Annotated in this window: 18 protein-coding genes and 2 riboswitches; of the genes, 15 read left to right on the top strand and 3 right to left on the bottom strand. The window is 30.0% G+C overall.

Translation table 11 applies throughout. The features are described from left to right. Positions 1–20: 20 nt before the first annotated feature. The 6 genes from ACTG46_RS15680 (at position 21) to ACTG46_RS15655 (ending at position 8,506) form a co-directional block, all read left to right on the top strand. Positions 21–1,667, top strand: coding sequence for a peptide ABC transporter substrate-binding protein (locus ACTG46_RS15680; RefSeq protein ID WP_479923158.1), 1,647 nt, complete (start codon positions 21–23; stop codon positions 1,665–1,667). Positions 1,668–1,690: 23 nt separating this feature from the next. Then, positions 1,691–2,647 carry an ABC transporter permease gene (locus ACTG46_RS15675; RefSeq protein ID WP_479923157.1) on the top strand — a complete coding sequence of 319 codons (957 nt, stop codon included), beginning with the start codon at positions 1,691–1,693 and terminating at the stop codon, positions 2,645–2,647. Continuing rightward, entirely contained in the window at positions 2,631–3,626 is a 996-nt protein-coding gene (locus tag ACTG46_RS15670) for an ABC transporter permease (RefSeq protein WP_479923156.1), read from the top strand. Before ACTG46_RS15675 ends, ACTG46_RS15670 begins: the two co-directional genes overlap by 17 nt. Then, positions 3,604–4,608: an ABC transporter ATP-binding protein gene (locus tag ACTG46_RS15665; protein ID WP_074180134.1), complete on the top strand. Its 1,005-nt coding sequence runs from the start codon at positions 3,604–3,606 to the stop codon at positions 4,606–4,608. Before ACTG46_RS15670 ends, ACTG46_RS15665 begins: the two co-directional genes overlap by 23 nt. Continuing rightward, entirely contained in the window at positions 4,592–5,551 is a 960-nt protein-coding gene (locus ACTG46_RS15660; RefSeq protein WP_479923155.1) for an ABC transporter ATP-binding protein, read from the top strand. Before ACTG46_RS15665 ends, ACTG46_RS15660 begins: the two co-directional genes overlap by 17 nt. A 180-nt stretch (positions 5,552–5,731) precedes the next feature. Next, on the top strand, positions 5,732–8,506 hold the full coding sequence (locus ACTG46_RS15655) for a calcium-translocating P-type ATPase, PMCA-type (protein ID WP_054271407.1): 2,775 nt from the start codon (positions 5,732–5,734) through the stop codon (positions 8,504–8,506). An 84-nt stretch (positions 8,507–8,590) separates the two neighbouring features. Here ACTG46_RS15655 and ACTG46_RS15650 read toward each other — a convergent pair whose 3' ends face one another. Further along, positions 8,591–9,142, bottom strand: coding sequence for a prolyl-tRNA synthetase associated domain-containing protein (locus ACTG46_RS15650; RefSeq protein ID WP_479923154.1), 552 nt, complete (start codon positions 9,140–9,142; stop codon positions 8,591–8,593). A gap of 532 nt (positions 9,143–9,674) precedes the next feature. On the opposite strand from ACTG46_RS15650, the gene ACTG46_RS15645 reads away from it, so the two are divergent. The 5 genes from ACTG46_RS15645 (at position 9,675) to ACTG46_RS15625 (ending at position 18,139) form a co-directional block, all read left to right on the top strand. Beyond that, on the top strand, positions 9,675–10,769 hold the full coding sequence (locus ACTG46_RS15645; RefSeq protein ID WP_479923153.1) for a polysaccharide deacetylase family protein: 1,095 nt from the start codon (positions 9,675–9,677) through the stop codon (positions 10,767–10,769). 77 nt (positions 10,770–10,846) lie between these two features. Further along, positions 10,847–12,466 carry an alpha/beta hydrolase family protein gene (locus tag ACTG46_RS15640; protein WP_479923152.1) on the top strand — a complete coding sequence of 540 codons (1,620 nt, stop codon included), beginning with the start codon at positions 10,847–10,849 and terminating at the stop codon, positions 12,464–12,466. A 223-nt stretch (positions 12,467–12,689) separates the two neighbouring features. Next, a complete protein-coding gene (locus ACTG46_RS15635) occupies positions 12,690–13,868 on the top strand; it encodes a cation diffusion facilitator family transporter (protein WP_479923151.1) in 1,179 nt (392 codons plus the stop codon). 125 nt (positions 13,869–13,993) lie between these two features. Then, positions 13,994–14,079, top strand: a riboswitch (cyclic di-GMP riboswitch). Positions 14,080–14,191: 112 nt separating this feature from the next. Continuing rightward, complete coding sequence (locus tag ACTG46_RS15630; RefSeq protein ID WP_479923150.1) at positions 14,192–17,107, top strand: SrtB-anchored collagen-binding adhesin; 2,916 nt, start codon at positions 14,192–14,194, stop codon at positions 17,105–17,107. A gap of 184 nt (positions 17,108–17,291) precedes the next feature. Next, positions 17,292–17,377: riboswitch (cyclic di-GMP riboswitch) on the top strand. A 99-nt stretch (positions 17,378–17,476) separates the two neighbouring features. Beyond that, on the top strand, positions 17,477–18,139 hold the full coding sequence (locus ACTG46_RS15625; protein WP_167640000.1) for an anthrax toxin lethal factor-related metalloendopeptidase: 663 nt from the start codon (positions 17,477–17,479) through the stop codon (positions 18,137–18,139). A gap of 120 nt (positions 18,140–18,259) precedes the next feature. Here the strand turns inward: ACTG46_RS15625 and ACTG46_RS15620 are convergent, their stop codons facing one another. Beyond that, positions 18,260–19,222, bottom strand: coding sequence for a DMT family transporter (locus ACTG46_RS15620; RefSeq protein ID WP_054277403.1), 963 nt, complete (start codon positions 19,220–19,222; stop codon positions 18,260–18,262). A 166-nt stretch (positions 19,223–19,388) separates the two neighbouring features. Then, positions 19,389–20,579, bottom strand: coding sequence for a pyridoxal phosphate-dependent aminotransferase (locus ACTG46_RS15615; protein WP_167639998.1), 1,191 nt, complete (start codon positions 20,577–20,579; stop codon positions 19,389–19,391). Between the two features lie 304 nt (positions 20,580–20,883). On the opposite strand from ACTG46_RS15615, the gene bilQ reads away from it, so the two are divergent. The 4 genes from bilQ to ACTG46_RS15595 all read left to right on the top strand — a co-directional run bounded on the left by bilQ (position 20,884) and on the right by ACTG46_RS15595 (position 24,186). Further along, the gene (gene bilQ / locus ACTG46_RS15610) at positions 20,884–21,330 is read left to right on the top strand and encodes a bilirubin utilization transcriptional regulator BilQ (protein WP_054271398.1); all 447 of its coding nucleotides are present in this window, start codon (positions 20,884–20,886) and stop codon (positions 21,328–21,330) included. Position 21,331: 1 nt separating this feature from the next. Further along, positions 21,332–22,426, top strand: a complete 1,095-nt coding sequence (bilR, locus tag ACTG46_RS15605) for a bilirubin reductase (protein WP_479923149.1) — start codon at positions 21,332–21,334, stop codon at positions 22,424–22,426. Between the two features lie 90 nt (positions 22,427–22,516). Further along, positions 22,517–23,050, top strand: coding sequence for a flavodoxin family protein BilS (gene bilS, locus ACTG46_RS15600; RefSeq protein ID WP_054271396.1), 534 nt, complete (start codon positions 22,517–22,519; stop codon positions 23,048–23,050). A gap of 302 nt (positions 23,051–23,352) precedes the next feature. Beyond that, entirely contained in the window at positions 23,353–24,186 is an 834-nt protein-coding gene (locus tag ACTG46_RS15595) for a MerR family transcriptional regulator (RefSeq protein WP_479923148.1), read from the top strand. Positions 24,187–24,195 lie beyond the last annotated feature (9 nt).

Genomic DNA, 24,195 nt, shown 5'->3' with positions numbered 1-24,195 from the left:
TATTTGTGAGGGGGAGAAATATGAGATTCAAAAAGATTATAACTCTATTAGTAGTAGCTATGCTTGCACTTAATTTGGCTGCATGTGCTACATCTAAGTCAGGAGATACAACACAAGGTTCAGTGTTTCAGGGGACTCAAGGAAAGGATATGGTAACATTAAATGTTACATCAGAGCCTACAGAATTGAATCCAATGAGAATGAGTGATACTATTGCCCAAAGTATTCTCTATCATTGTATGTCTGGGTTTACAAAGTTGAATGATAAGGATGAACCAGTAGCTGATTTAGCAGAAAGTTGGGATATAAATGATACTGATACAACTTATACAATGCACTTGAAAAAAGATGCAAAATGGTCAAATGGAGACTCAGTAACTGCAAACGATTTTTACTATTCTTGGATTACACAGATGAAACCTTCTACTGGAAGCATATTTGCTGCATATCTATATAAGAATATTAAAAATGGAGAAGCTTTCTATAAAGGAGAGGTTGACGAATCACAGCTTGGATTAAAGGTGCTAGATGACTATACATTAGAAATTCAATGGTCTCATCCAATGCCTAATGGTTTGTTTTATTTGTCACAGCCATACTTCTTGCCAATAAATCAGAAGGCATACGAGAAAATTGGTGATAAACAGTATGCTAAGGACGCTGATAAAATGGTGACAAATGGAGCATATAAAATAACAGAATGGGTACATGATGACCATATTACAATGGAAAAATCTGAGGAATATTATAATGCATCAAAAATTAATATTCCTAAAGTAAAGTTGGTTATGATAGGAGATGCAAATACTAGTTTGAATGCATTTACTGCTGGAGAAATTGACCTTTGTAGCCTATATAATGAGCAAATTAAACTTGTGAAAGAAAAAAGTAAAGATGCTGTTCAATCATATATAGATGGAGGGTCTTGGTATTTAAGTTTTAATACACAAGATAAGTATCTCTCTAACATAAATTTAAGAAAAGCACTTTCATATTCTGTTGATGTGCAGAGTCTGCTTGATAATGTAATTAATGACGGTTCTATAGCAGCGGATGGTTTTGTACCAGATGTTATAAAAGGTGCTGAGGGCACAAGTTATGCAGAAAAACGTGGTAGCCTATTTAAATACAACAAAGGTAAAGCAAATGAATACCTTGATAAGGCATTACAAGAACTTGGTATAGATAAAAAAGATATTAAACTTGTATTTTGGGCATCAGATACAACATATAATCAGAATCAGGCTGCCTATCTGCAACAACAATGGAAGGAAAATCTTGGACTGGATGTAGAACTTAAATTTACAGCAGTGAAAGCTTTGTCTGAAGCAATGACAAATGGTGATTACAGCTTTGCGATGGATGGATGGGGACCTTCTGAAAATGATGCAATTACATTTTTGGAAAACTATACAACAGAAAATATGAATAATCATGTAAAGTATTCCAATCCAAAGTATGATAAGTTGATTGAGGATTCTATTAATGAGAGTGATTCTAAAAAACGTCAAGAGATATTGATACAGGCAGAAAAAATTCTAATAGATGATATGGTTATAGGACCAATGTATTTTACGTGTACTACTTATGCTGTTTCTGATAAATTAGTTGGTCTAGTACGTACACCATTTCAATTCTTTAACGTTTTAAATGCACATATTAAATAAATAATAGGACAGGAGTAGACAATATGTCTTCACAAATGAGATATATCGGTAAGCGCCTTCTTTATTCGGTACTTACTGTTTGGGTTTTGATTTCCATTACATTTTTACTGATGCAGATGCTTCCAGGAGACCCTTTCTCTGGTGTTAAGGTACTTAATCCTGATGTAAAAGCTGCTTTAGCCACAAAGTATGGTTTAGATAAGCCTATATTGGAGCAGTATGGAATATATGTGAACAACTTGATACATGGAGACCTTGGTTCCTCAATTGTATCTGGTCGTCAAGTAACAGATATCATAGCCCAGGCATTCCCAGTTTCTTTGGAACTGGGAATACGGGCTTTGATTTTTGCAATCATTTTGGGTGTTTTGTCAGGGATAGTAGCAGCTTTGAAGCATAGAACAAAGTGGGACACATTGACGATGATTTTGGTACTTCTTGGAGTGTCTGTTCCATCATTTATTATGGGCGCACTGTTACAATATTTTTTTGGAATCGTATTATTTCAATTTACAGGTATTCGTTTTTTTGCAATTATAGGATGGGGAAGTGAAAATAGTAAGATTTTACCTGCATTTGCGCTAGCTTTTGGATCTATGGCAAGTATTGGAAGATTAATGCGTTCTAGTATGCTTGATGTACTTAGTCAAGACTATATTCGTACAGCAAAGGTGAAAGGAATTAAGAAAAAAGACATTGCCCTTCATCATTGTTTACGTAATGCATTAATGCCAGTAATAACAGTTCTTGGTCCTATGACAGCAGTCCTATTGACTGGGACATTTGCTGTGGAGTATGTATTTTCTATTCCAGGTCTTGGAAAATACTTTGTAGACTCAGTGCAGGCCAATGACTATCCAGTAATTATAGGAACAACATTGTTCTTTGGTGTGTTTCTTGTGTTGTGTAACCTAATCGTGGATATTTTAAATAGTTATATAGACCCCCGTGTGAAATTAGGAGGTGAGGAAAATAGATAGTAATAAAAGAATACTTGTTAATGAAGATTTTGCTTTTGCTGATGGTTGCAATTCAGATATGTGTAATAACAAGCTAGTACGCCCATCTATGAGCTTTGCAAGAGAGACTATATTCATATTGTGTCACAATAAAATTGCAGTAGTATCGTTTATAATGATGCTTATTTTGATTATAGGTTCAGTGTGTATTCCGATATTTTGTAATTTTGATTTTGCATCTCAGAATGTGGCGTATGCAAATAAACCTTTTTTTAGCAAAGACCCAACTAGTGGTCTTACTCATATCTTTGGTACAGATAATCTCGGGCGTGATATTTTTGTACGTATTTGGTATGGGACACGAGTATCACTTTTAGTAGCAGGAGTTGTAGTTATTATAGATGGCATAGTAGGAGTAGTATATGGTAGTATTTCTGGATATATAGGTGGAATGGTTGATAATGTAATGATGCGTATATTGGAAATCATTAGTGGGATTCCATATCTTGTTGTTGTGCTTTTACTTATGGCAGTGCTTCCACAAGGAATTGGAACCTTGATTATAGCCTATACCCTTGTGGGATGGACTAGTATGGCACGATTGGTAAGAGTGCAAGTAGTTTCTCTTATGGAGAGAGAATTTATAATTGCTGCAAAAACTATGGGAGCAAGTATGAGGCGAATTATTTTCTGTCATCTAATTCCTAATATGTTAGGGATAATAATTGTCCACATGACATTGAGTATTCCAGAAATTATATTTACAGAAGCATTCTTATCAATGTTGGGAATGGGAGTTCCACCACCATATCCATCACTGGGAATCATGGCAAATGAAGGTGTCGCTGTTTTTCAGACTTATCCAGTAAGGTTTGCAGTACCAGGACTCTTCATTTGTTTGATAATGCTTTCTTTTAATCTCTTAGGAGACCAACTTCAAGATGCCATAAATCCTAGATTAAGGAGATTTGCTGATTATGGACGATATTCTAAGAATTAGGAATTTAAATGTATCTTTTGAGATATATAATGGAACAGTAAGTGCAGTTCGAGGTGTTTCACTTACTATGAATAGAGGAGAGATTCTTGCATTGGTGGGTGAAAGTGGTTGCGGTAAGAGTGTAATGGCACAATCCATTTTGAAGTTGAATCCTTCACCACCAGCTAAGATTATGGGTGAAGAATTGAAACTTATGAACTTTGATATTTTGAATGCATCAGAAAAAGATATGGAGCAAATAAGAGGTAATTTAGCAAGTATGGTTTTTCAAGACCCTTTAACTTGTTTGAATCCTACTATGAAAGTAGGTAAGCAGATTACTGAATCTCTATACCGAAAAGAAAAAATGTCATTATCTGATTGCAAGCAAGAGGCAGTTAGATTACTTGAAATGGTACAGATACCAAATGCCGCTCTACAAGCAGAACAGTATCCTCATCAATTTTCAGGAGGAATGCGACAACGTGTAATGATTGCTATGGCTTTGGCATGTAATCCTAAACTACTTATCGCAGATGAACCTACAACAGCCCTTGATGTTACGACACAACTGCAAATCTTGAAACTTATTGCAAAAATTAGAAAAGAGATGGGAACAGCTGTGCTTTTGATTACTCATGACTTTGGAGTTGTGGCAAATTTAGCAGAACGTGTAGCAGTAATGTATGCTGGAAAGATTGTGGAAGAAGGTAATGTAAAAGATATTTTCAATAGAGCAACACATCCATATACACAGGCATTATTAAGAACACTTCCTACCTCAGGTGATATAGGTAAAAGGATATCTATATTGGGAAGTCCACCTAATTTATCTGATTTGCCAGTAGGTTGTTCTTTTTCAAAGAGATGTCCATATTGTATGCAGATTTGTTTGAGAGAAGAGCCACCTTTGTTTAAAGTGTCAAATAGCCATAGTGCTTCTTGTTGGCGTCTGCATGAAAGTTTTCCAAAGGAGGTATTGGGTGATGGAAAAATTACTTGAATTAAATAATGTATCCAAGAGCTTCTCTTTAGGAAGAAAGCGCAAGAATATTGTTGTTAATCATGTGAACCTAACTATTTATAAAGGTGAGACTTTAGGTCTTGTTGGAGAATCTGGTTGTGGGAAATCAACTCTTGCAAGAATCATTATGGGCGTATATCCATCAAGTGAAGGTGAAATATTATTTCAAGGCAAAAAGCTAGAACTACATCGACAGAGTGCAAGAAAAGAATTTGCACAACATACACAAATGATATTTCAAGACCCATACATGTCTTTAGACCCATATATGACCATAGAATCTATTATTGCAGAGAATTTGAAAGTTCATGGCATGCTAGATAAAAATGCAAGGACACAAAAAGTATATGAATTGTTAGAAATGACTGGGCTTTCACGAGAATATGCAGGACGTTTTCCACATGAATTTTCAGGAGGGCAAAGACAAAGGATTAGTATAGCACGTGCACTTGTAGTTCAGCCGAATTTCATTATATGTGATGAACCAGTGTCAGCGCTTGATAATTCTATTCAGAGTCAGATTATAAATCTTTTATATAAACTAAAGATGGAGCTTGGTCTTACTTATCTATTTATTTCACATGACTTGAGCATGGTACGTTATATTTCTGATAGGATTGCTGTGATGTATGCTGGTAGAATTGTGGAAATTGGAAATGCTGAGAAGGTTTACAATACACCTTTACATCCATATACACAGATGCTCTTGTGTGCAGTTTTGACTACGAATCCTAATAATAGAAATATACTAGAGGAAGAAATGGATGTACAAGATGAAGTTGAAAGTTTTTCAAGTTGTGAAAAAGGATGTCCTTTTGTGAAACGTTGTAAAGTATCAACAGAACGTTGTGGGAAAGAAATGCCAGAATTATTTGAACACAAGAAGAATCATCTAGTTGCTTGTCACATGACAAGTGAATGATTTAGCTATTATAAAGAAGCAATAAAGAATAACATATAAAAATTTAAAAGAGGAGTTGAACTTAAAATTTGATTAGAAAAAATCAATTTTAAGACAACTCCTTATTTTTTTTGAGAAGTAATATACAAACTATCATAAGCATATAATTCTCTATAGATAATTAACAAGGGGGATAAAGTTATGAGGTATTATAATAAACCTACCAAAGAAGTATTAAAATACTTAAAGACAAATCCAGAAGTTGGACTTGATGATAATGAGGTGGAAGAGAGGAAGCTTAGATATGGATTAAATGAATTTACAATAAAGGAAGGCCGAACATTTTGGGACGAGTTGGGGGAAAGTCTGACAGAACCTATGATATTAATTCTTATAGGAGCAGCAGTGATAAGTTCATTTGTGGGAGAATTGCATGATGCATTAGGTATCTTAGGAGCTATCTTTATTGGGATTTCCATAGGTATAATAACTGAAGGGAAATCTAAAAAAGCTGCTCATGCTCTATCAAAATTAACAGAGAATATAGAGGTAAAGGTACTTAGAAATGGAAAGATAGTTAAAATATCAAAAAATGATTTAGTACCAGGAGATATTGTATATATAGAAACAGGAGATATGATACCAGCAGATGGAAGGCTTATACAATCTATAAATCTAAAACTTAGAGAAGATATGTTAACAGGAGAATCTGATGATGTAGCTAAAAATGCTGATGCTATATTGGATATGGAGGTAGTTTATTCTAAAACAGAAATAATCGAACAAGATACAATACCTGCAAAACAAATCAATATGGTATTTGGTGGAACTCTTGTAGCATATGGTAGAGGGATAATGGTTGTTACTCACATTGGTGATAAGACAGAAATGGGTAAGATAGCACAGAACTTATCAAATGATGACCAGCAAACTCCACTTCAAATTAAATTAGGTAAGTTAGGGGCTAAAATAGCAGGAATATCAGGAGTAATAGCTACTTTATTGTGTATGTTTATGATTATACAAATGCAAAGAAAAGGACTGTTAATTTTGGATACAAGCAGTATCTTGTCCTTTTTACAATCATTGGAACCTGCTAAGAATGCGTATATGGTTTGTATTGCTTTAATAGTTGCTACTGTTCCAGAGGGTCTGCCAACCATGATAAATATTACTTTAGCTATAACAATGCAAAAGATGGCAAAGATAAATGCTTTAGTAACTAAGAAAGAGGCTTGTGAAACTATAGGTTCTGTTTCCGTAATATGTTCTGATAAGACAGGTACTTTAACACAAAATAAGATGATGGTAGAAGTAGCATATGTTGATGGTAAATATATAAGTAGTGGAGAATATCAGAGCAATAGTTATTTTGAACAAAACTGTATAGTAAATTCAACAGCAGATATAGAAAAGGAAGACAATTCATTTAAATATATTGGAAGTGCAACAGAGTGTGCATTACTTTTATATCATAACGATAAAAACTATAATGAAATGAGAAAACAAACTTATTTAATATCACAAATCCCCTTTAGCTCAGAAGAAAAGAAAATGTCAACATTAATTCGTCAAGAGGATTCGGATATACTGCTTTCAAAAGGAGCTCCAGAAGTACTATTAAAGAGATGTTCTTATGTACAACAAGGAAAAAGTATTGTCCCAATAACTCCCAAAATAGAAAAAGGTATTCTCGATGAAATTAAAAAACTACAAATTAAATCTATGAGAACATTGGGGTTTGCTTATAAAAAGATGACTAAATCTAGAACAGAAGTTGCAATAACCTCAGAAGGAGAATTGAATTTAATCGGAAACCCAAGAGGGTATGAGAAGGAAGAAAATTTAGTGTTTAGTGGATTTGTAGGAATAGTAGACCCATTGAGAGCAGGAGTTAAAGAGTCTATTGATAAGGCATTTAATGCAGGTGTAGATGTAAAAATGCTTACAGGTGATAATATCAATACAGCAACTGCTATTGGAGATGAATTAGGATTATTGAATGATGGCAAGAAGGCAGTTGAAGCAACCTATATAGATGTGCTGACAGATGAAGAGTTAAGAGAAGAAATAAAAGGAATATCTATTGTAGCAAGAAGTAAACCAGATACAAAGATGAGAATAGTTTCTGCACTTCAAAAAAGTGGTGAGGTTGTAGCCGTAACAGGTGATGGTATAAATGATGCTCCAGCTCTTAGTCAAGCAGATGTTGGTATTGCTATGGGAATCTCAGGTACAGAAGTATCTAAAAATGCAGCAGATATAATATTGACTGATGATAGTTTTAGTACAATAGTAGAGGGAATAAAATGGGGAAGAGGTATTTATGAAAACTTCCAAAGATTTATACAGTTCCAGCTTACTGTAAATATAGTAGCATTTATAATTGCTATAATATCTCAACTTACTGGTAAAGATATGCCATTTACTACGATACAATTATTATGGGTAAATATAATAATGGATGGTCCTCCAGCTCTTGCATTAGGATTAGAACCTGTTAGAGATTATGTGTTGAAAAGAAAACCAATAAATAGACACTCTGGAATAATAGCTAGGTCTATGTCTATAAATATTATTATAAATGCTATCCTTATAATTACAATTGTATTTACACAATCAGCTTTTAATATATTGGGAGCCACACCAGATGAACAAGGTACTGTTATATTTTCTTTATTTGCATTCAGTGCCCTTTTTAATGCATTGAATTGTAGGGAGTTTGGCTTTAATAGTACAATACCTAATTTCTTTAAGAATAAGTTGGCATTACAAATAATAGTCGTTACAGGTATAATCCAGATAATATTTACACAAGTATTCCAGAGTTTCTTTAACTCTGTTTCTTTAGATTTTAATATGTGGATAAAAATAATACTATTTGCATCAACTATTTTAATATCGAATGAATTTGTAAAACTAGTCCTTAGAACGCTAAAAAATAGCAGAACTAGAAATCTTAGTATCAAAAGTTAATTTTATAAGACCGCAAAGTAGAATATATCATGACTTTGCGGTTTTGTGTTTTATACAAGTATCTTTCTTTAATGTTTCTTTATATTACAATTCAATTATAGATGGTGTATGACATACAAAAGGTAAAAAATCGTGAATGACTTGATTTGTTTTAATTTTCATATAACTAGTAGTAGTCCCATCACTACATCCATACCATTCTTCATTGACAACATCCTTATCAAAAACAATTTGTATAATATTATCATTGTCAAGTATAGCACTGAAAATAGTAGCTGCGCCAATTTTAGTACCTAACATCTTTTCCATCAATTCAGCAGGAGCAAAAGAAACTCTAGATACTCCTAATGCATTGCTAAAATTAGCTGACTTAAAGGGTTTATCACCTGGCATAATAAATAGATAAAAAGCTGTTTTTTGTCTATTGCAAAGAAATAGAGTCTTTACCATCTTCATATCTAATTTTTTATCAATCTGAACACAATCCTCCATTGTAATTGCTTCGTCTGTGTCAACACGTTCAAATTCAATATTCAAATTTTGTAATATTTTATATACCTCTTTTTGTAATGGAGTATCAAATTTAATAGGTGCTTCTGTATAAATATCACTTACAAAAAACATGATTTCTTTCATTCCTTTCCGTTTAAAATCCTATGTGCATAGTGTATCATAAGGTTATAAATTATAAAAGCGAATGTTTATCATATAAAATATGATAAAATCAGATGGATGTGAGATATACATAGTATAGATATGAATATTCAAAAATATATGACATTTGTTAAGACTTCCAACACTTCCAGAGTTTGAGACTATTTTTTTAGAACAAGATAAATTATCAGAATAAAATATAAAAACAATTAGTTGAAAAAATACTTATAAAAAGATACTTATTCAGAATTTTAAATTAAAATATATTATAAATAAAAATCATATTATAAATAATACTTGGGAAAAATAATACCATAATTCTAAATAGTATGTACAAAGCTTGATATAAATGTATTAACTTGTTTATAAATACAAATTTAGATTAATGTTACTATTAATATGGTGTATAGTGATAAACAAATTAAACATAATAAATAAAAAGAATGTAAGTAATAAGTTTTTATTTTAATATAATAAGCTTTATTATTTATAATCATGTTGAAGGAGAAATATTATGAAAAATTTGTTTATAATATTATCTATAGTTATAATTATGTCCATCAGTAATTTTTCATATGCTTTTTATGATACAAATTTAGAATATGAAAAAAATAATTCAAAAATAAGTGAAAATACAAGTAAGTATTATGAAGGTAAAATTGAACATATATTTGTACATCCATTAATCGTATATCCAGAAATGGCATTTGATGGTGATTATGAATCTAAAACATTTTCTAAATGGTTTGTTACTACAAAAGAATTTAAAAAAATATTGAATAACTTATATCAAAGGAACTTTATACTTGTATCATACAAAGATGTATATGAGGAAAAAGAAGTTGGTGGTAAGAAGTTAACAGTAAGAAAAAAATTATTGTTACCAGAAGGAAAAAGACCAATTATTATATCTATAGATGATATAAATTATAATCAATATATGTTAGGTAATGGAATAACAGAAAAAATTGTCCTAGATAGAAATAATGAGTTAGCTGGATATATTAAAAAACCAAATGGTAAATATCTTATTAGTACAGAAACAGAAATGGTTCCTTTAATTGAAGATTTTGTAAAACTACATCCTGATTTTTCTCATAATAATGCAAAGGGAGTTTTAGCAGTAACTGGATTTGAAGGTATTTTGGGTTATAGAATTCAAAGAGATTATCCAAATAGAAATGAAGAATTAAAACAATGTAAGAGAGTAGTCTATAAGCTAAAAGAAAATGGATGGGAATTTGCTAGCCATAGTTATGGACACCCAAATCTCAAAAAAATTTCTCTAGAAAAGCTTAGAGATGATACTATTAAATGGGAAAGAGAAGTTCAATCAGTCGTTGGAAAAACAAAAATATATATACCTCCATATGGTGAGTTTCCTAATGAGTCATCTAAAGGGTTGGAGTATCTTCAGTCAAAAGGATTTACGATTTTTGCAGGTGTAGGTCCAATATCATATGAAAAAATTTATAAGGATAAAAATTTAGTTATTACTGATAGAAGAAACATAGATGGTATTACTCTACTAAATAAGAAAGAAAAATTTTTAGATTTATACAATGCAGATAAGGTTATAGATTATAATGCTAGAAAGGTTAATAAATAAGTATGAAGGTAGAAAGAAAGTTTACTAGAAATCCAATAAATAGTATTTAAACAGATATGGTAGAAAGGAATAAATTTATGAAATCGAAAAAATGGATTAGTATGATTTTATCTATAGCAGTAATAAGTGCTCTTTTTGTAGGTTGTACAAGTAATTCTAATTCTAGTGTAGTTTCAAATGAAAAAATAACATATGAGATAAAGTCAACAAAAAATAATGACAACGAAATTGAATCTAATAAATTTAGTTTGGGAACATCAGAAATGGTTGTAAGGGGGAAGACCATACCTTTTAAGATAGAAGGTATAATATCAGCTCCTAAAGATATAAAAGAAAAAGCACCTATAGTGTTAATTTTTCATGGGCAACATGGAGATGGAGAAAATGATTTTGAAAATGGATTTAAATATCTTACTGAAGATTTAGCTAAAAATGGTATTATAGGGGTGTCTATTGATACTTCAGTAAACTATACTTTTCAGTATGGAGAACCTGTAGAAAATGAGAGAATAACATATCTGACTCAAGCTTATATAAAAGCTTTTCAAGATGCATATGATGGCAGTAAAAATGGATTTGGAATATATCTTAAAGACAAAGTTGATTTAGATAATATTGGTCTTATAGGTCATTCTGTAGCTGGTTCTGGGGTATTAAAAATAGCACAAGACCAAATACAAAAAGGATTTAAAGGGATAAAAGGAATTATATCACTTACACCAGCCTATAATAGTCCAATAGAAAAGTTTCCAGATGTACCAACAGCAATAATAGTATCAGAATATGATGGAGATGTTATCCATAGTGGGGATGATGTTTTTTATGATATATCATTGGATAAAAATAGAAAAAGTCCACTAGGACTAACTTATTTAGTAGGTGGAAATCACAATGCATATAACTCAGTTTTAGGAGAAAAAGAATTTTCTCCACCACGAGATACAGATGGCACTTATCCTGAAAAATTAGGGAAAGAAGAACATAGAGAGTTCTTTTCTAATTATGCAGTTGACTATATGAAATCTATTTTTGATTTTGATGATAGTGAATCTCCTATTTTTAGTAAAAATGGATTGCCATCTAAAATGTATGGGTATCAGACATTAAATAAAGTTAAATATAGCGGTTCTTTAGAATTATTCAACAAAAAGTCATTTGAAAATATAGACTCAAGTAATGTTGATACAAAAGAGTTAGTTGAGTCAGAACGATTAGATAAAGATACTGCAAACCTTTTTAGTAATATAAGCTCAAGTGAAAATTTAGATTTATTGCAAGTTGATTGGAAATCTAAAGATGGAAAAATAGAATTGCCCTTAAATAATAAAAATTTAAAAGATTATTCTGCATTAAAATTTAGATGGGCGTTAAATTCTCCTAGTGAGTTAAATAGTAAAGATAAAATAGTTTCATTTAAACTTAGCTTAGTCGATTCTAAAGGAAAAGAAAGTAGTGTAACTTTGGATAATGATAAAGTGTCTGCTATGAAGTATTTTGAGGGTAAAGCTGTGAGAGACGAATATGTAGAAGGTAAATTTATGGAGTTTTGGTCAAGGTATACTCCAATAAGTGATACAATAATACCTATTGATAAGTTTAAAAATATAGATTTATCTAATATAAAGGGTGTTAAAATTGAATTTGAAAATCCAGAAACAGGTTCGATTATGTTAAATAAAATAGTTGGTATAAAATAGTAATACAAGTCCTAGATGAAATTATAAAATATCTAGGACTAGTTTTATTAGAATCCAATAATTTAAGCTAAGAATACATTGCATTTATAATAAATGTATAAAATTAGTAATATCTTATTGATATATGAACTTTTAAGAATTTTATAGACGAATTATGTTATCATAAATAAAGATATAAATTCTAAAATTTGTCAGTAAAACAGAAGACAAGGAGGTAAATTTTATGTTTTCAAAAATCCTGGTCAAAACATTTATCAAAGATAGTAAAAACGTTCAAAATAAAGATGTTAGAAATAAGTATGGGTATGTAGCTGGAGTAGTAGGTATATTATCTAATTTACTTTTATTTGTAGTAAAAGTGTCTATAGGTATGCTTACATCAAGTATAGCTATAATGGCTGATGCATTTAACAATCTTTCTGATATGGCATCCTCAGCGATAACTATGATAGGTTTTAAATTAGCAAGTAAGCCAGCTGATAAAGAGCATCCTTTTGGACATGGAAGAATAGAATATTTATCGGCGTTAATTGTGGCGTTCATGGTAATGTTGGTAGGACTTCAATTTATAAAGTCATCTGTGGAAAGGATAGTAAATCCAGTACCTATAAAATTTGAAGTAATACCACTTATACTTTTAATTGCATCTATAATGATTAAAATTTGGTTAAGTAAATTTAATAAATTTATGGGAAATAAAATTGACTCCTCAGCCTTAAAAGCAGTTTCACTTGATGCTTTAGGAGATGTATTTACATCGAGTTGCGTAGTTATATCATTTGTCATAGCTAGATTTACTAGTTTACCTATAGATGGATATGTTGGTATTGTAGTATCACTAGTAATACTTTATGCTGGATTTTCTCTTGTAAAAGATACTATAAATCCTCTTCTAGGAGAAGCACCAGATGAAGAAATGGTAAAATCTATTATAGAATCATTATTATCTTATGAACATATTATAGGTACACATGATTTAATAATTCATAACTATGGAGTTGGACGATGTATAGCATCTATACATGCAGAAATTCCATCAAATATAGATATAATGGAGATTCATGAAATTATAGATAATGCTGAGAGAGAAATATCTGAAAAATTAGATATGTATTTAGTAATTCATATGGACCCTATATGTCTCGAAGATGAAGAAGTTATGTCAGCAAAAAAAGAACTTGAAGAAATACTTAAGAAAAATAGTCTTGTAAAATCTATGCATGATTTCAGAATAGTTGGAAAGGGAAGTAAGAAAAATTTAGTGTTTGATATAGTAGTTAATCCTTCTGAATTCTCTAAGAATATGTCAGAGGAAGAATTAAAAGAAGATATAACTAAATTGGTTAAGGAGATGAATCCTGAATATAATTGTGTAATTGTTGTAGATAAGGATTTTATTTAATGATTAATTAAAATTATTGTAAGGAAAAAAATGTAAAATATATAGACAGGAAGATGTTGGCATAATATAATATAGATATGTAATTGTATCTAGTATGAATATAACAATTTTAATTGTTTTTTATAAAATATTATAGAGATGTTGATGTATGTTCTATCATTGGGCACCTTATGGACATACTGAGTCAGTGGTGCAACCGGCTATGGATATAAATTTATTTATTTTCATGGCTTTTTTTATATAATTTTTTGCTTAGAATTAATTTTAATGGGATATAAATAGAAGTTTATAAATTATAGATAGCGTAGAGGGGAGAAATCTATATGGGGAAGAAGAATAAAAAGGCATTATTAATAAGTTTAATTATGATTTTAAGTATGGTAGTATCTACAATCTATCCAACCTTATCTTATGCTTCAGAATTAGGAGATAACAGTCAGATTCAAAATAATTCAACTAGTTCATCAAGTGGAGAAGAGAAGCCATCAGATAACAAAAAACCAGAGCAGACTCCAGAAGGAGAGAAGCCATCAGACAACAAAAAACCAGAGCAGACTCCAGAAGAGGAGAAGCCATCAGACAACAAAAAACCAGAGCAGACTCCAGAAGAGGAGAAGCCATCAGACAACAAAAAACCAGAGCAGATTCCAGAAGAGGAGAAGCCATCAGACAACAAAAAACCAGAACAGACTCCAGAAGGAGAGAAGCCATCAGATAACAAAAAACCAGAGCAGACTCCAGAAGAGGAAAAGCCACTAGATAATAAAAATATAGAGCAGACTCCAAAAGAAGAAAAGCTGCTAGAAGATGAGAATTTGCTGAAAACGTTAGAAGAAGAACTTAATGAAGAGAATGAAGATTATGGATTTATTATAAAAATTAATAATAGTACAATAGAAACTGAATCAATGAAAAAGATATCATTTAATTTAACTTATACTCCAACATCAAAGGGAATACAAGCAGGTGATTCAATAACTTTCAAGGTGCCAGATGTATTTAATAAAGTTAATTTAGATTATACAAGTGAATGTTTCGACAAAACAGAAAGTAATGGAGAATATACACTTACATTTAGAGAACTTCCTAATGGTCAAAGTGTAATGCAAGGAAAAATAGGTCTAGAAGCATACGTTAAAAGGGTTGATGAAGAGACAAATACAAAAATTCATATTGAGACTACTGGAAAAATAGAAAGTGGAAGTGGAGATGTGGATGTAGAAATAAAGCCTGGAGATAAGGGCGAGGAAGAAGAGTCTAAAGGAACACTTAAGAAACTTGTTGAAGGAAAAAAATCAACTACAGTATTTATGCCAGTTAAAAATAAAGATATAAATTATAGCATACTAGTAAATGAGAAACAGGAAGAATTGAAAGATATTACTTTGTATGATGAGCTTCCTGAAGGATTGACACTAGTAAATGATTCTGTAAGTGTAGTAACAAGTGATGGGAAAGAAGTAAGTGATTTTAATATTGAACAAAGTGCAAATTCTATATCAGTTAATTTTGGAAATATAGATAAAGCATATACTGTTAAATACAAAGCTAGAATTAGTGATGAAAATGCAAAACATGATAATAAATATAAAAATGTAGCTAGGATAGAATCTGATGGTAAGAAGGTACAAGAAGATGATGCTACTGTAAGTATCTTTGATAGAGGTAGCGATTATCTTTTGACTAAAGGGCATTCAGGAGTAACAAATATTACTCAAGTTGGCCAAGTAATAAACTATCAGATTTCAGTAAATGATGATAAGTCGCCAATAAGTAATGTTGTTATAACAGATAATATACCAGAGGGTATGAGATTAACTACAGCAGGAGAAGCTGGACATGATTTTAGAGTAGTAGAAATTCCAATGAATGGTAACTGGACTCCTTGGAGTAAAGAAAAAATCGCAAACAATATTTCATATAAAATAGAAGAGAAAAGAAATGAAAGCGGTCAAGTAGATAAAGTTATAACTGGATTTACGATTAATCTTAGTAAAGAAGAAGTAGAATCAAAGTTTTATATAGCTTATACATTAAAGGTTATTAGTATTGAAGATAGTTATACAAATAGAGCTGTTCTTGATGCAAATAACAGTCAAGTTGATAAAAGCGATGAGATAAGTTTTAAGAAAAACTCTGGATTAATAAGTGCAAAAAAAGAAGTTGATAAAAAAGTTTTAAATAACAATGATAGTCAAATTGTTAAATACAAAATAAATATGTCAACTTATGGAGTTTATGATGCAGGGCAAGTAAATCTTTTAGATGAAGTAAACCCAGCTCTAAAAATATCTAATATAAAATATTCTGATAACCTTGAGTTTAAAAAAGAAGCTGGAGATGGAGAAAATACTGTAAGATTAGTAAATAAATATGAATTTAAGCAGATAAAAGAAGGCGAACCTGTACAAAGTTGGGTTACATTCGATGCAGATTTTACAGATGTAAAAGTTGGAGAGACTATACAAAATGTAGCTCAGATTAATGGCTCAAGTCCTCCTGGAGTAGAAACTACTAAGCAAGGTTATGCTTTTGAAGCTAAAAAAGTAGATTCTTTAGATAAAAAGGCACTTTCAGGTGCTAAGTTTAATTTAGAAGATGTATATGGAAATGTAGTAGTTAAAGATTTAGTTAGTGATGAAGATGGTATAATTCAGTCTAGTGTAAAAAAACCAGGAATATATTATTTAGTGGAAATAATAGCTCCAAGTGGATATGAAAAACTAAAGGATAAAGTCAAAGTTAATATTGATAAGAAAGATATTGGTAGTATTGTGGATATTGGAAATATAGAAAATATAAAACAAGAAAATCCACCAGTAAATCCACCAACACCACCGAATCCAGATAAACCAGTAGTAAATCCACCAGTACCACCAAACACAGATAAACCAAAAAAACCATCAAAACCATCTGACACAGATGAAATAGTAGTAAATCCACCAGTACCACCATCAGATGATGTGGTAAATCCTCCAATACCAGAGGTAGTAAATCCACCAATACCACCATCAGATGAGGTAATAGAAAATCCTGTTAAACCAATTGTTCCAATACCAGAAGTAGTAAAACCATCAGTATCAGAAGAAAAGAATAATAAAGTGAAAGATGACGCTATAGTAAATCCTCCAGTACCACCAAAGACAGGAGATAACACTACAATTACTGGAGAAATACTATTAGGTCTAGGAGCTATTGTGGGACTTATTATATTAAGAAGAAACAAAAACACAAATTAGACCCTAACATTATTAAAATATAAGTAATATTAAAAAATATCTTCTAAAACAATATTTAAGAGTGAAAATATTGTTAGAAGATATTTTTTTTTGAAAGATTATGTAAAAAAATAATAATGTTTTAGAAAAAAAATCCAAAAAACTATAGACAATTAGAAATATATAAGCTATAATATAAATATAAAATTAAATGAGGCAAAACTAGGGAAACCTAGTCACGCAAAGCTATAGGGGCTAAAGTTTAGTAAACTACGCCAGCCAGTTGCCGAAAAGAGTAAAAATTTCTTTTTGTATATACAAAGATACTCTTGGGTATCTTTTTTATTTTGAAATTTATTACTCCCGGCCTAACTCAAAGGAGGGAATAATATGAAAACAAGTAAAAAGTTATTAATCGCTATAATGTCAATATTCTTAATAAGTTCAGTTCCAGTAAGTGCACATGCAGATAATGTAAATGTACAAAAAAATAAAGAAACACTTAATCAAATAGTAGTTCTTCCAGCTGGAAATTACAATAAAAATGAAGCTAACGCTATGGTAAGTAGATTAGCAAATATAGATGGAAAATATTTAAATGCTTTAAAACAAGATAATTTAAAAATAAAATTATTAAGTGGAAAATTAACAGATGAAAAAGAATATGCTTATTTAAAAGGTGTAGTTCCTAAGGGTTGGGAAGGCACTGGAAAAACTTGGGATGACGTTCCTGGTTTAGGTGGAAGTTCAGTAGCTCTTAGAATAGGATTTAGTAACAAAGGTAAAGGTCATGATGCAATAAACTTAGAATTACATGAAACAGCACATGCAGTAGACCATATAGCATTAAATGATATTTCTAAATCAGCGCAATTTAAACAAATATTTGCTAAAGAAGGACGTTCTTTAGGTAATGTAAATTACTTAGGTGTATATCCAGAAGAATTCTTCGCAGAAGCATTTGCATATTATTATTTAAATCAAGATACGAATAGTAAATTAAAAGCAGCTTGTCCACAAACTTATAGTTTTTTACAAAACTTAGCTAAATAGAGAATTTAAAAAATTTAAAATAAATATAAATTAAGAGATGCTATTATGATAGCATCTCTTTTATATTTCCTTTAAGACTAATAAATTTGTCTTATGTATGATTAGATAGATTATAAGTTACTACTCCTTATACAAGGCTTCAACGTGCTTATTATGTGCTTGAGTAATTATCGTAGGTATAATAGAAATTATTGAACCAATTACTATCAATAAAATTCCTATAATCATGTTAATGGGTATAATTTCTTTAAGTATTAATAATGCTAGTATTGGAGAGATTACTGGCTTAAAGAAGAATACTAAAGACGTAAGACTAGTAGATGTAGCCTCCATTGCCATAAAGTAAAGTGCATAACCAACACCTGTGACGAATACAAACACATAAATCATAATAGGCATATTGTGTAAAGTATAGCCACTAAAAATAGGGATATTTGCAAATACATGGAGTTTATTTTTATTTAAAATATCTGCTATAAAATTAATTTTAGTAAGCAAAACTAATATTAACATTTCTAAACTTCCAAATATAAAACTAAAGCAAGTTACAACTATCCCACCAAATTTTAACGTTTTCCTTTTACCGAATACAGTATACATTGAAAAAATGATAGCAGAAGATAATGTCAGGAATATTCCACTAAGAGTTAATTTTGTATGCAATGGATTTATGATAACTATAATTCCAAGCACTTCTAATATAAGTGAAATTACATTGTGCCTATATATTTTCTCCTTTAAAATTAAGTAAGCTAGAAGCATTACAAATACTGGATTACAACTAAACAAAACAGCAACTACAGATGCTTTTGTGTTTAGAACAGCCAGCTGGTACAATGACATACTCACAACTACACACATAAAACCTAGAAATGCAAAGTATTTTAGGTCTGATTTTGTAATAGAAAGATTAAGAGATTTTAATCTTTTTATGGCAAAAGGTAGTAAGACTAAACCACCAACAAAAAATCTTGATAAAGTTATTTGTAAGGGATTAAAGTCATTAGTAACAGTTTTTAGACTAATTTCCATTGAACTAAAAAATAGGGTAGTCAGTATGATATAAACATAACCTTTTTTCAAGTCAAACACCTCCTTGTAATTTATATTAGTACTATAGATTACAATATTCAAGTATATTGGTATAATATGGTATATAAAATATAGTACATAAAATTATAAACTACCTTAGTATAGAATACTTAGATTCTAAACTAAGGTAGTTAATTATTTGAATTACCTTATTTAATTATTTTAAATTATAAAGTTTAGCTAATTTTTCAAATGCTGGCAAAGAGCTTTTAACTTTGTCATAAGACACACAATATGATACTCTAAAGTGGCCTGGACAACCAAAAGAAGAACCTGGTACTAATAATAAATTAAACTGTTTTGCATCATTGCAGAATTTTTTATCATCTTCAATTGGAGCTTTTGGGAATAAATAGAATGTACCACTAGGTTTAACACAAGAAAATCCCATATCTATTAAGCTATTATATAAAAGGTCAAAATTCTTTTTATAAATATTTACATCAACTTCAGCATCTAAACTTCTTGCAATAACTCTTTGGAAAAGAGAAGGAGCATTTACAAATCCAAGTATTCTATTTGCAACATTTAATGAAGACATAACATCATCAAAATCATCCATTTGTCCATTAGCAACAATATATCCAATACGTTCACCAGGTAGAGATAATGATTTACTATAAGAGTATCCTATAAATGAATTTCTATAGTATTTTAGTACACAAGGTACTTTAGCACCATCATAAATTATTTCTCTATATGGTTCATCAGAGATTAGATATATGTTTGTATTTAATTCTTTTTGCTTTGAGTCTAATAGTTCTCCAAGGTCTTTTAATAATTCTTCAGAATAGATAACACCAGTAGGATTATTTGGAGTGTTTATTATTAAAGCTCTTGTTTTTGAAGTAATGGCATTTTTCAACGCATCTAAATCTGGTTCAAAAGTTTCTATATTTGTAGGTACTTCTATTAATTTTCCATCATAGTTCTCTGTATAGTTTTTATACTCACCAAAATATGGAGCAAAAGCAATAACTTCATCATCAGGATTCAAAAGAGTTTTTAAAATAATATTTAGACCACCAGCAGCACCACAAGTCATAATTAAATTTTCTCTTGTAAGGTTTAACCCGTCTTTTTTATTTATATGTTCAGCAATAGCATCTCTTACATCTTCATATCCTGAATTATTCATGTATCCATGAACTAGATTTGGAGATTCTTCATTTAAAATATCATTTATAACTGCTTTAATAGTCTCTGGAGGTTCAACACTTGGATTTCCTATACTAAAATCAAAAACATTTTCTTCTCCATAAATATCAGAAAGTTTTTTTCCTTCTTCAAACATAGCTCTTATAACAGAGCTATTTGCAACTAAAGTTTGCATTTTATTAGATATCATATGTAACACTCCTTTTTATAGATTTATATTGCCTATGTATATAGTACCATATTTTTACAGAATTTAGACAATTTTCGAAAAATTATTTATTTGAAAATATAAACTTTTATATAAAATATATTTATGTGTGCTAAGTATTAAAAATTCCAGTTTCAACTTAATCATAATTATTTAGCAAAAGAGTTTTATAAAAAATTAATAAAAGTTATGTTAATAAAGTAAAATATTCTTGACTAGATTAATTGTTTAATATAATATAGTTGATATAGTCAAATAAATTGAAATTATAGAGGGGAAATTTAAGATGGATTTTAGAAATTTACAGTATGAAAGTTTATCGTATGTTATATGTAATTTACAAAAAAACTTTAAACTTTATTGTGAGAAATGTTTAAAGCCATACAAACTTACGAATGGTTTGTATTTCTATTTAATTTATATCAATAAGAATAGAAACTGCTCTTTAAATGATATTTCAACAGAATTTGAAGTTGACAAAGCGCATACAACAAGAACTATATCTAGATTAGAGCAAGATGGATACATAGAAAAAATCCAAAATCCCAATGACAGCAGAGCTTTTCAGCTGAGAGTAACAGATAAGGGTGAGGAAGTCTTAGGAGATATAAAAAATATATTTTCAAAATGGGATAATAATATAAAAAAAGAATTTTCAGATGAAGAGTATAGAGAATTAGTTAAGAAATTACATATAGTAAAGGATATAAAGACAACAGTGGAGGAAGAATAGGATGTATTGCAATCTTTTAAAGCCAATTAAAATTGGAAATTTGGAATTAAAAAATAGAGTATCATTTGCACCTACAAGCATGAGTCTTAAATTTGAAGAAAAAATTAAAAAACTTTGTGATATTGCCAAATCAGGTGTAGCTCTGATTACTTTGGGAGATGTATCTGTTAGACCTAGCTTTCATAAGATGGCTTTGAGTTTATCAGATGAAGAAGGAGTAATGAAGTATAAGAAAATTGTGGATGAAATACACAATTCTGGTGCAAAGGTATCTGCACAGTTGTTTTGTTCAGATTATGATATTAATTTAATTAAAGATACTATGAAGGCAGGAATTACTTCACATGACGATATTAAAAGAATTATGAGTGATGGAGTAAAAGATTACATAACAAATATGCCAAAAGAAGAAATTAAGAATATTCTAGATTTGTTTAAAGTAGCAGCATTGAATGCAAAAAAAGCTGGTTTTGATATGATTCAGATTCATGGAGATAGATTGATAGGAAGTTTTTCTTCAAGTATATTTAATAATAGAAACGATGAATATGGTGGTACATGTGATAATAGAAGTAGATTTGCAAGTGAAATAATCAGGAGTATTCGAAATGAGATTAAGGATATTCCAATAGACTACAAACTTGCAATAAGACAAGAAAGCCCTCATTATGGTAATGCAGGAGTGCTACTTTCAGAGGTTGAGTATTTTGTGAAGAAATTTGAATCATCAGGCGTAAATAGTTTTCATGTAACACTTGCAAATCATTCAAAATTAGAAGATACTATACCAACTAAGAGTCATCCTTATTTTAAAGATGAAGGATGTTTTTTATATTTGGCTGATGAAGTGAAAAAACACACAAATCTTCCAGTGTGTGGAGTTGGAAAATTATCTAGTCCAGATTTTATAGAAAATATTATTTTAAATGACAGGGTAGATATGGTTTCTATGTCAAGACAATTATTGGCAGATAGTAAGTGGTTACAAAAAGTAAAAGATGGAAGAGTCGAGGATATTAAAAAATGCTGTTATTGCAATAAGAAATGTGCAGATGCATTACAAACACGTTCCCAGTTTGGATGTATATTAGATTAGACTATGTTTATAGAAATTAAAAAACATATTCATAATTAATATGTTTTCGCTAAGATGAGATAAGTGTATAGATAAAGAGGAGGATATATCATGAAAAGTTTAATTTTATATTCAAGTTTAACTGGAAATACTAAAAAAATTGCTTATTCTATATATGATGCAATACAAGGAGAAAAAGACATTAAAAACATAAGTGAATTAGTTGATGAGAGTATTAACTATGAAAATTATGATATAGTATTCCTAGGATATTGGGTGGATAAAGGAATTTGTGATAAAAATTCAAAACAAGTACTTGAAAATATTCATAACAAAAAGATAGCTCTATTTGGAACAATGGGAGCTAGTACAAAGGGAAGTTATGGTGCTAGTATTATAGAAAAGGTTGAATCAATCGTTTCAAAAGATAATGAAAACTTAGGTTCATTTATATGCCAAGGGAAGATAGCAAAAGAGTTAAAAGTAAAATATGAAGAGATGTTAAAGCTTCATCCTGAGAATGAGCATATTCGTGAACAGTTAAATAATCATGAAGAGTCTCAAAGTCATCCAGATGAGCAAGAGATAAGTGAAGCTATCATATTTGCAAAAGATGTGATGAGTAAGGTTAATACTATTATGTAATAGTTATACTCTAAGTTTATAGAATCTATAGTCTAATAAAAAAGCATGGCAAATGATTTGTTATGCTTTTTTTTATGAAATCAAAAAAATAATAAAAATACTTGACTATAAACCTTGTTTATAGAGTACTTTATAGAAAATAATATAGTTTTAAATATAGAAAAATAGAGTATTGTATAAAAATTTATAGTAGATAAGGAACTTGATTTTAAGATATCATAAATACTTCTACATAAAAAATGAATGGATATAAAACTAGAGCATAGTTATAGTTTAGCAGAATGGGAAGGAGATGTTTAAAAATGACAATTAAAGAAGTTGAAGAAAAAACAGGATTGGCTCGTTCTAATATTCGTTTTTATGAGAAAGAGTTTTTAATTAAACCAATTCGTAATGAAAATAATGGATATAGGGAATATTCAGAGGAAAATGTGGAGGACATCAAAAAAATTGCATATTTACGTACATTGGGAATCTCTATTGAGGATATCCGTAATATTATATTACAGAAAATCTCTTTATATGAAGTTCTTGAAAAACAAGAGCAAGTTCTTAAAACTCAAATATCCGATTTAGAAAATGCTAAAAGTATGTGTGAGAAAATGTTAAAGTCTGAGGAATTAACTTATTTAAATTTAAAAGTAGAAGAATACATAAATAAGGTGCCAGAATACTGGAATAAAAACAGACCTATTTTCAAACTAGATTCTGTAAGCTTCTTATATATGTGGGGAGGAAAATTTACATGGGGAGTTATTACTCTTGCATGTTTGTTGATTGCAATAATAGTATTTCCAAAGTTGCCATCCCAGATTCCTGTGCAATGGAATAATGGAGTGGCTAATTATGTAGATAAAAAATTTATTTATGCATATCCTGTTATTTGTGTTGTGTTTAGATTTCTTTTACGTCCATTTATATGGAGATGGTTACAAATACATACTTTTCATATTGATATTATTGCAGATTATTTAACTAATTTTGTGTGTTTTGTAGCTTTGTCTGTAGAAGTATTCTCTATACTTTTTATATATAATATTGTCGAACATGTTACAGTAATTCTCTTTATAGATGCACTTGTATTTATTGTTCTACTGATAATAGGATGGTATAAACTGCTTAAAAAAAATAATTGAATTTAAAAA

Source organism: Clostridioides sp. LIBA-7678 (assembly GCF_056716065.1).
This window is presented reverse-complemented; position numbering and strand designations above follow the sequence as displayed.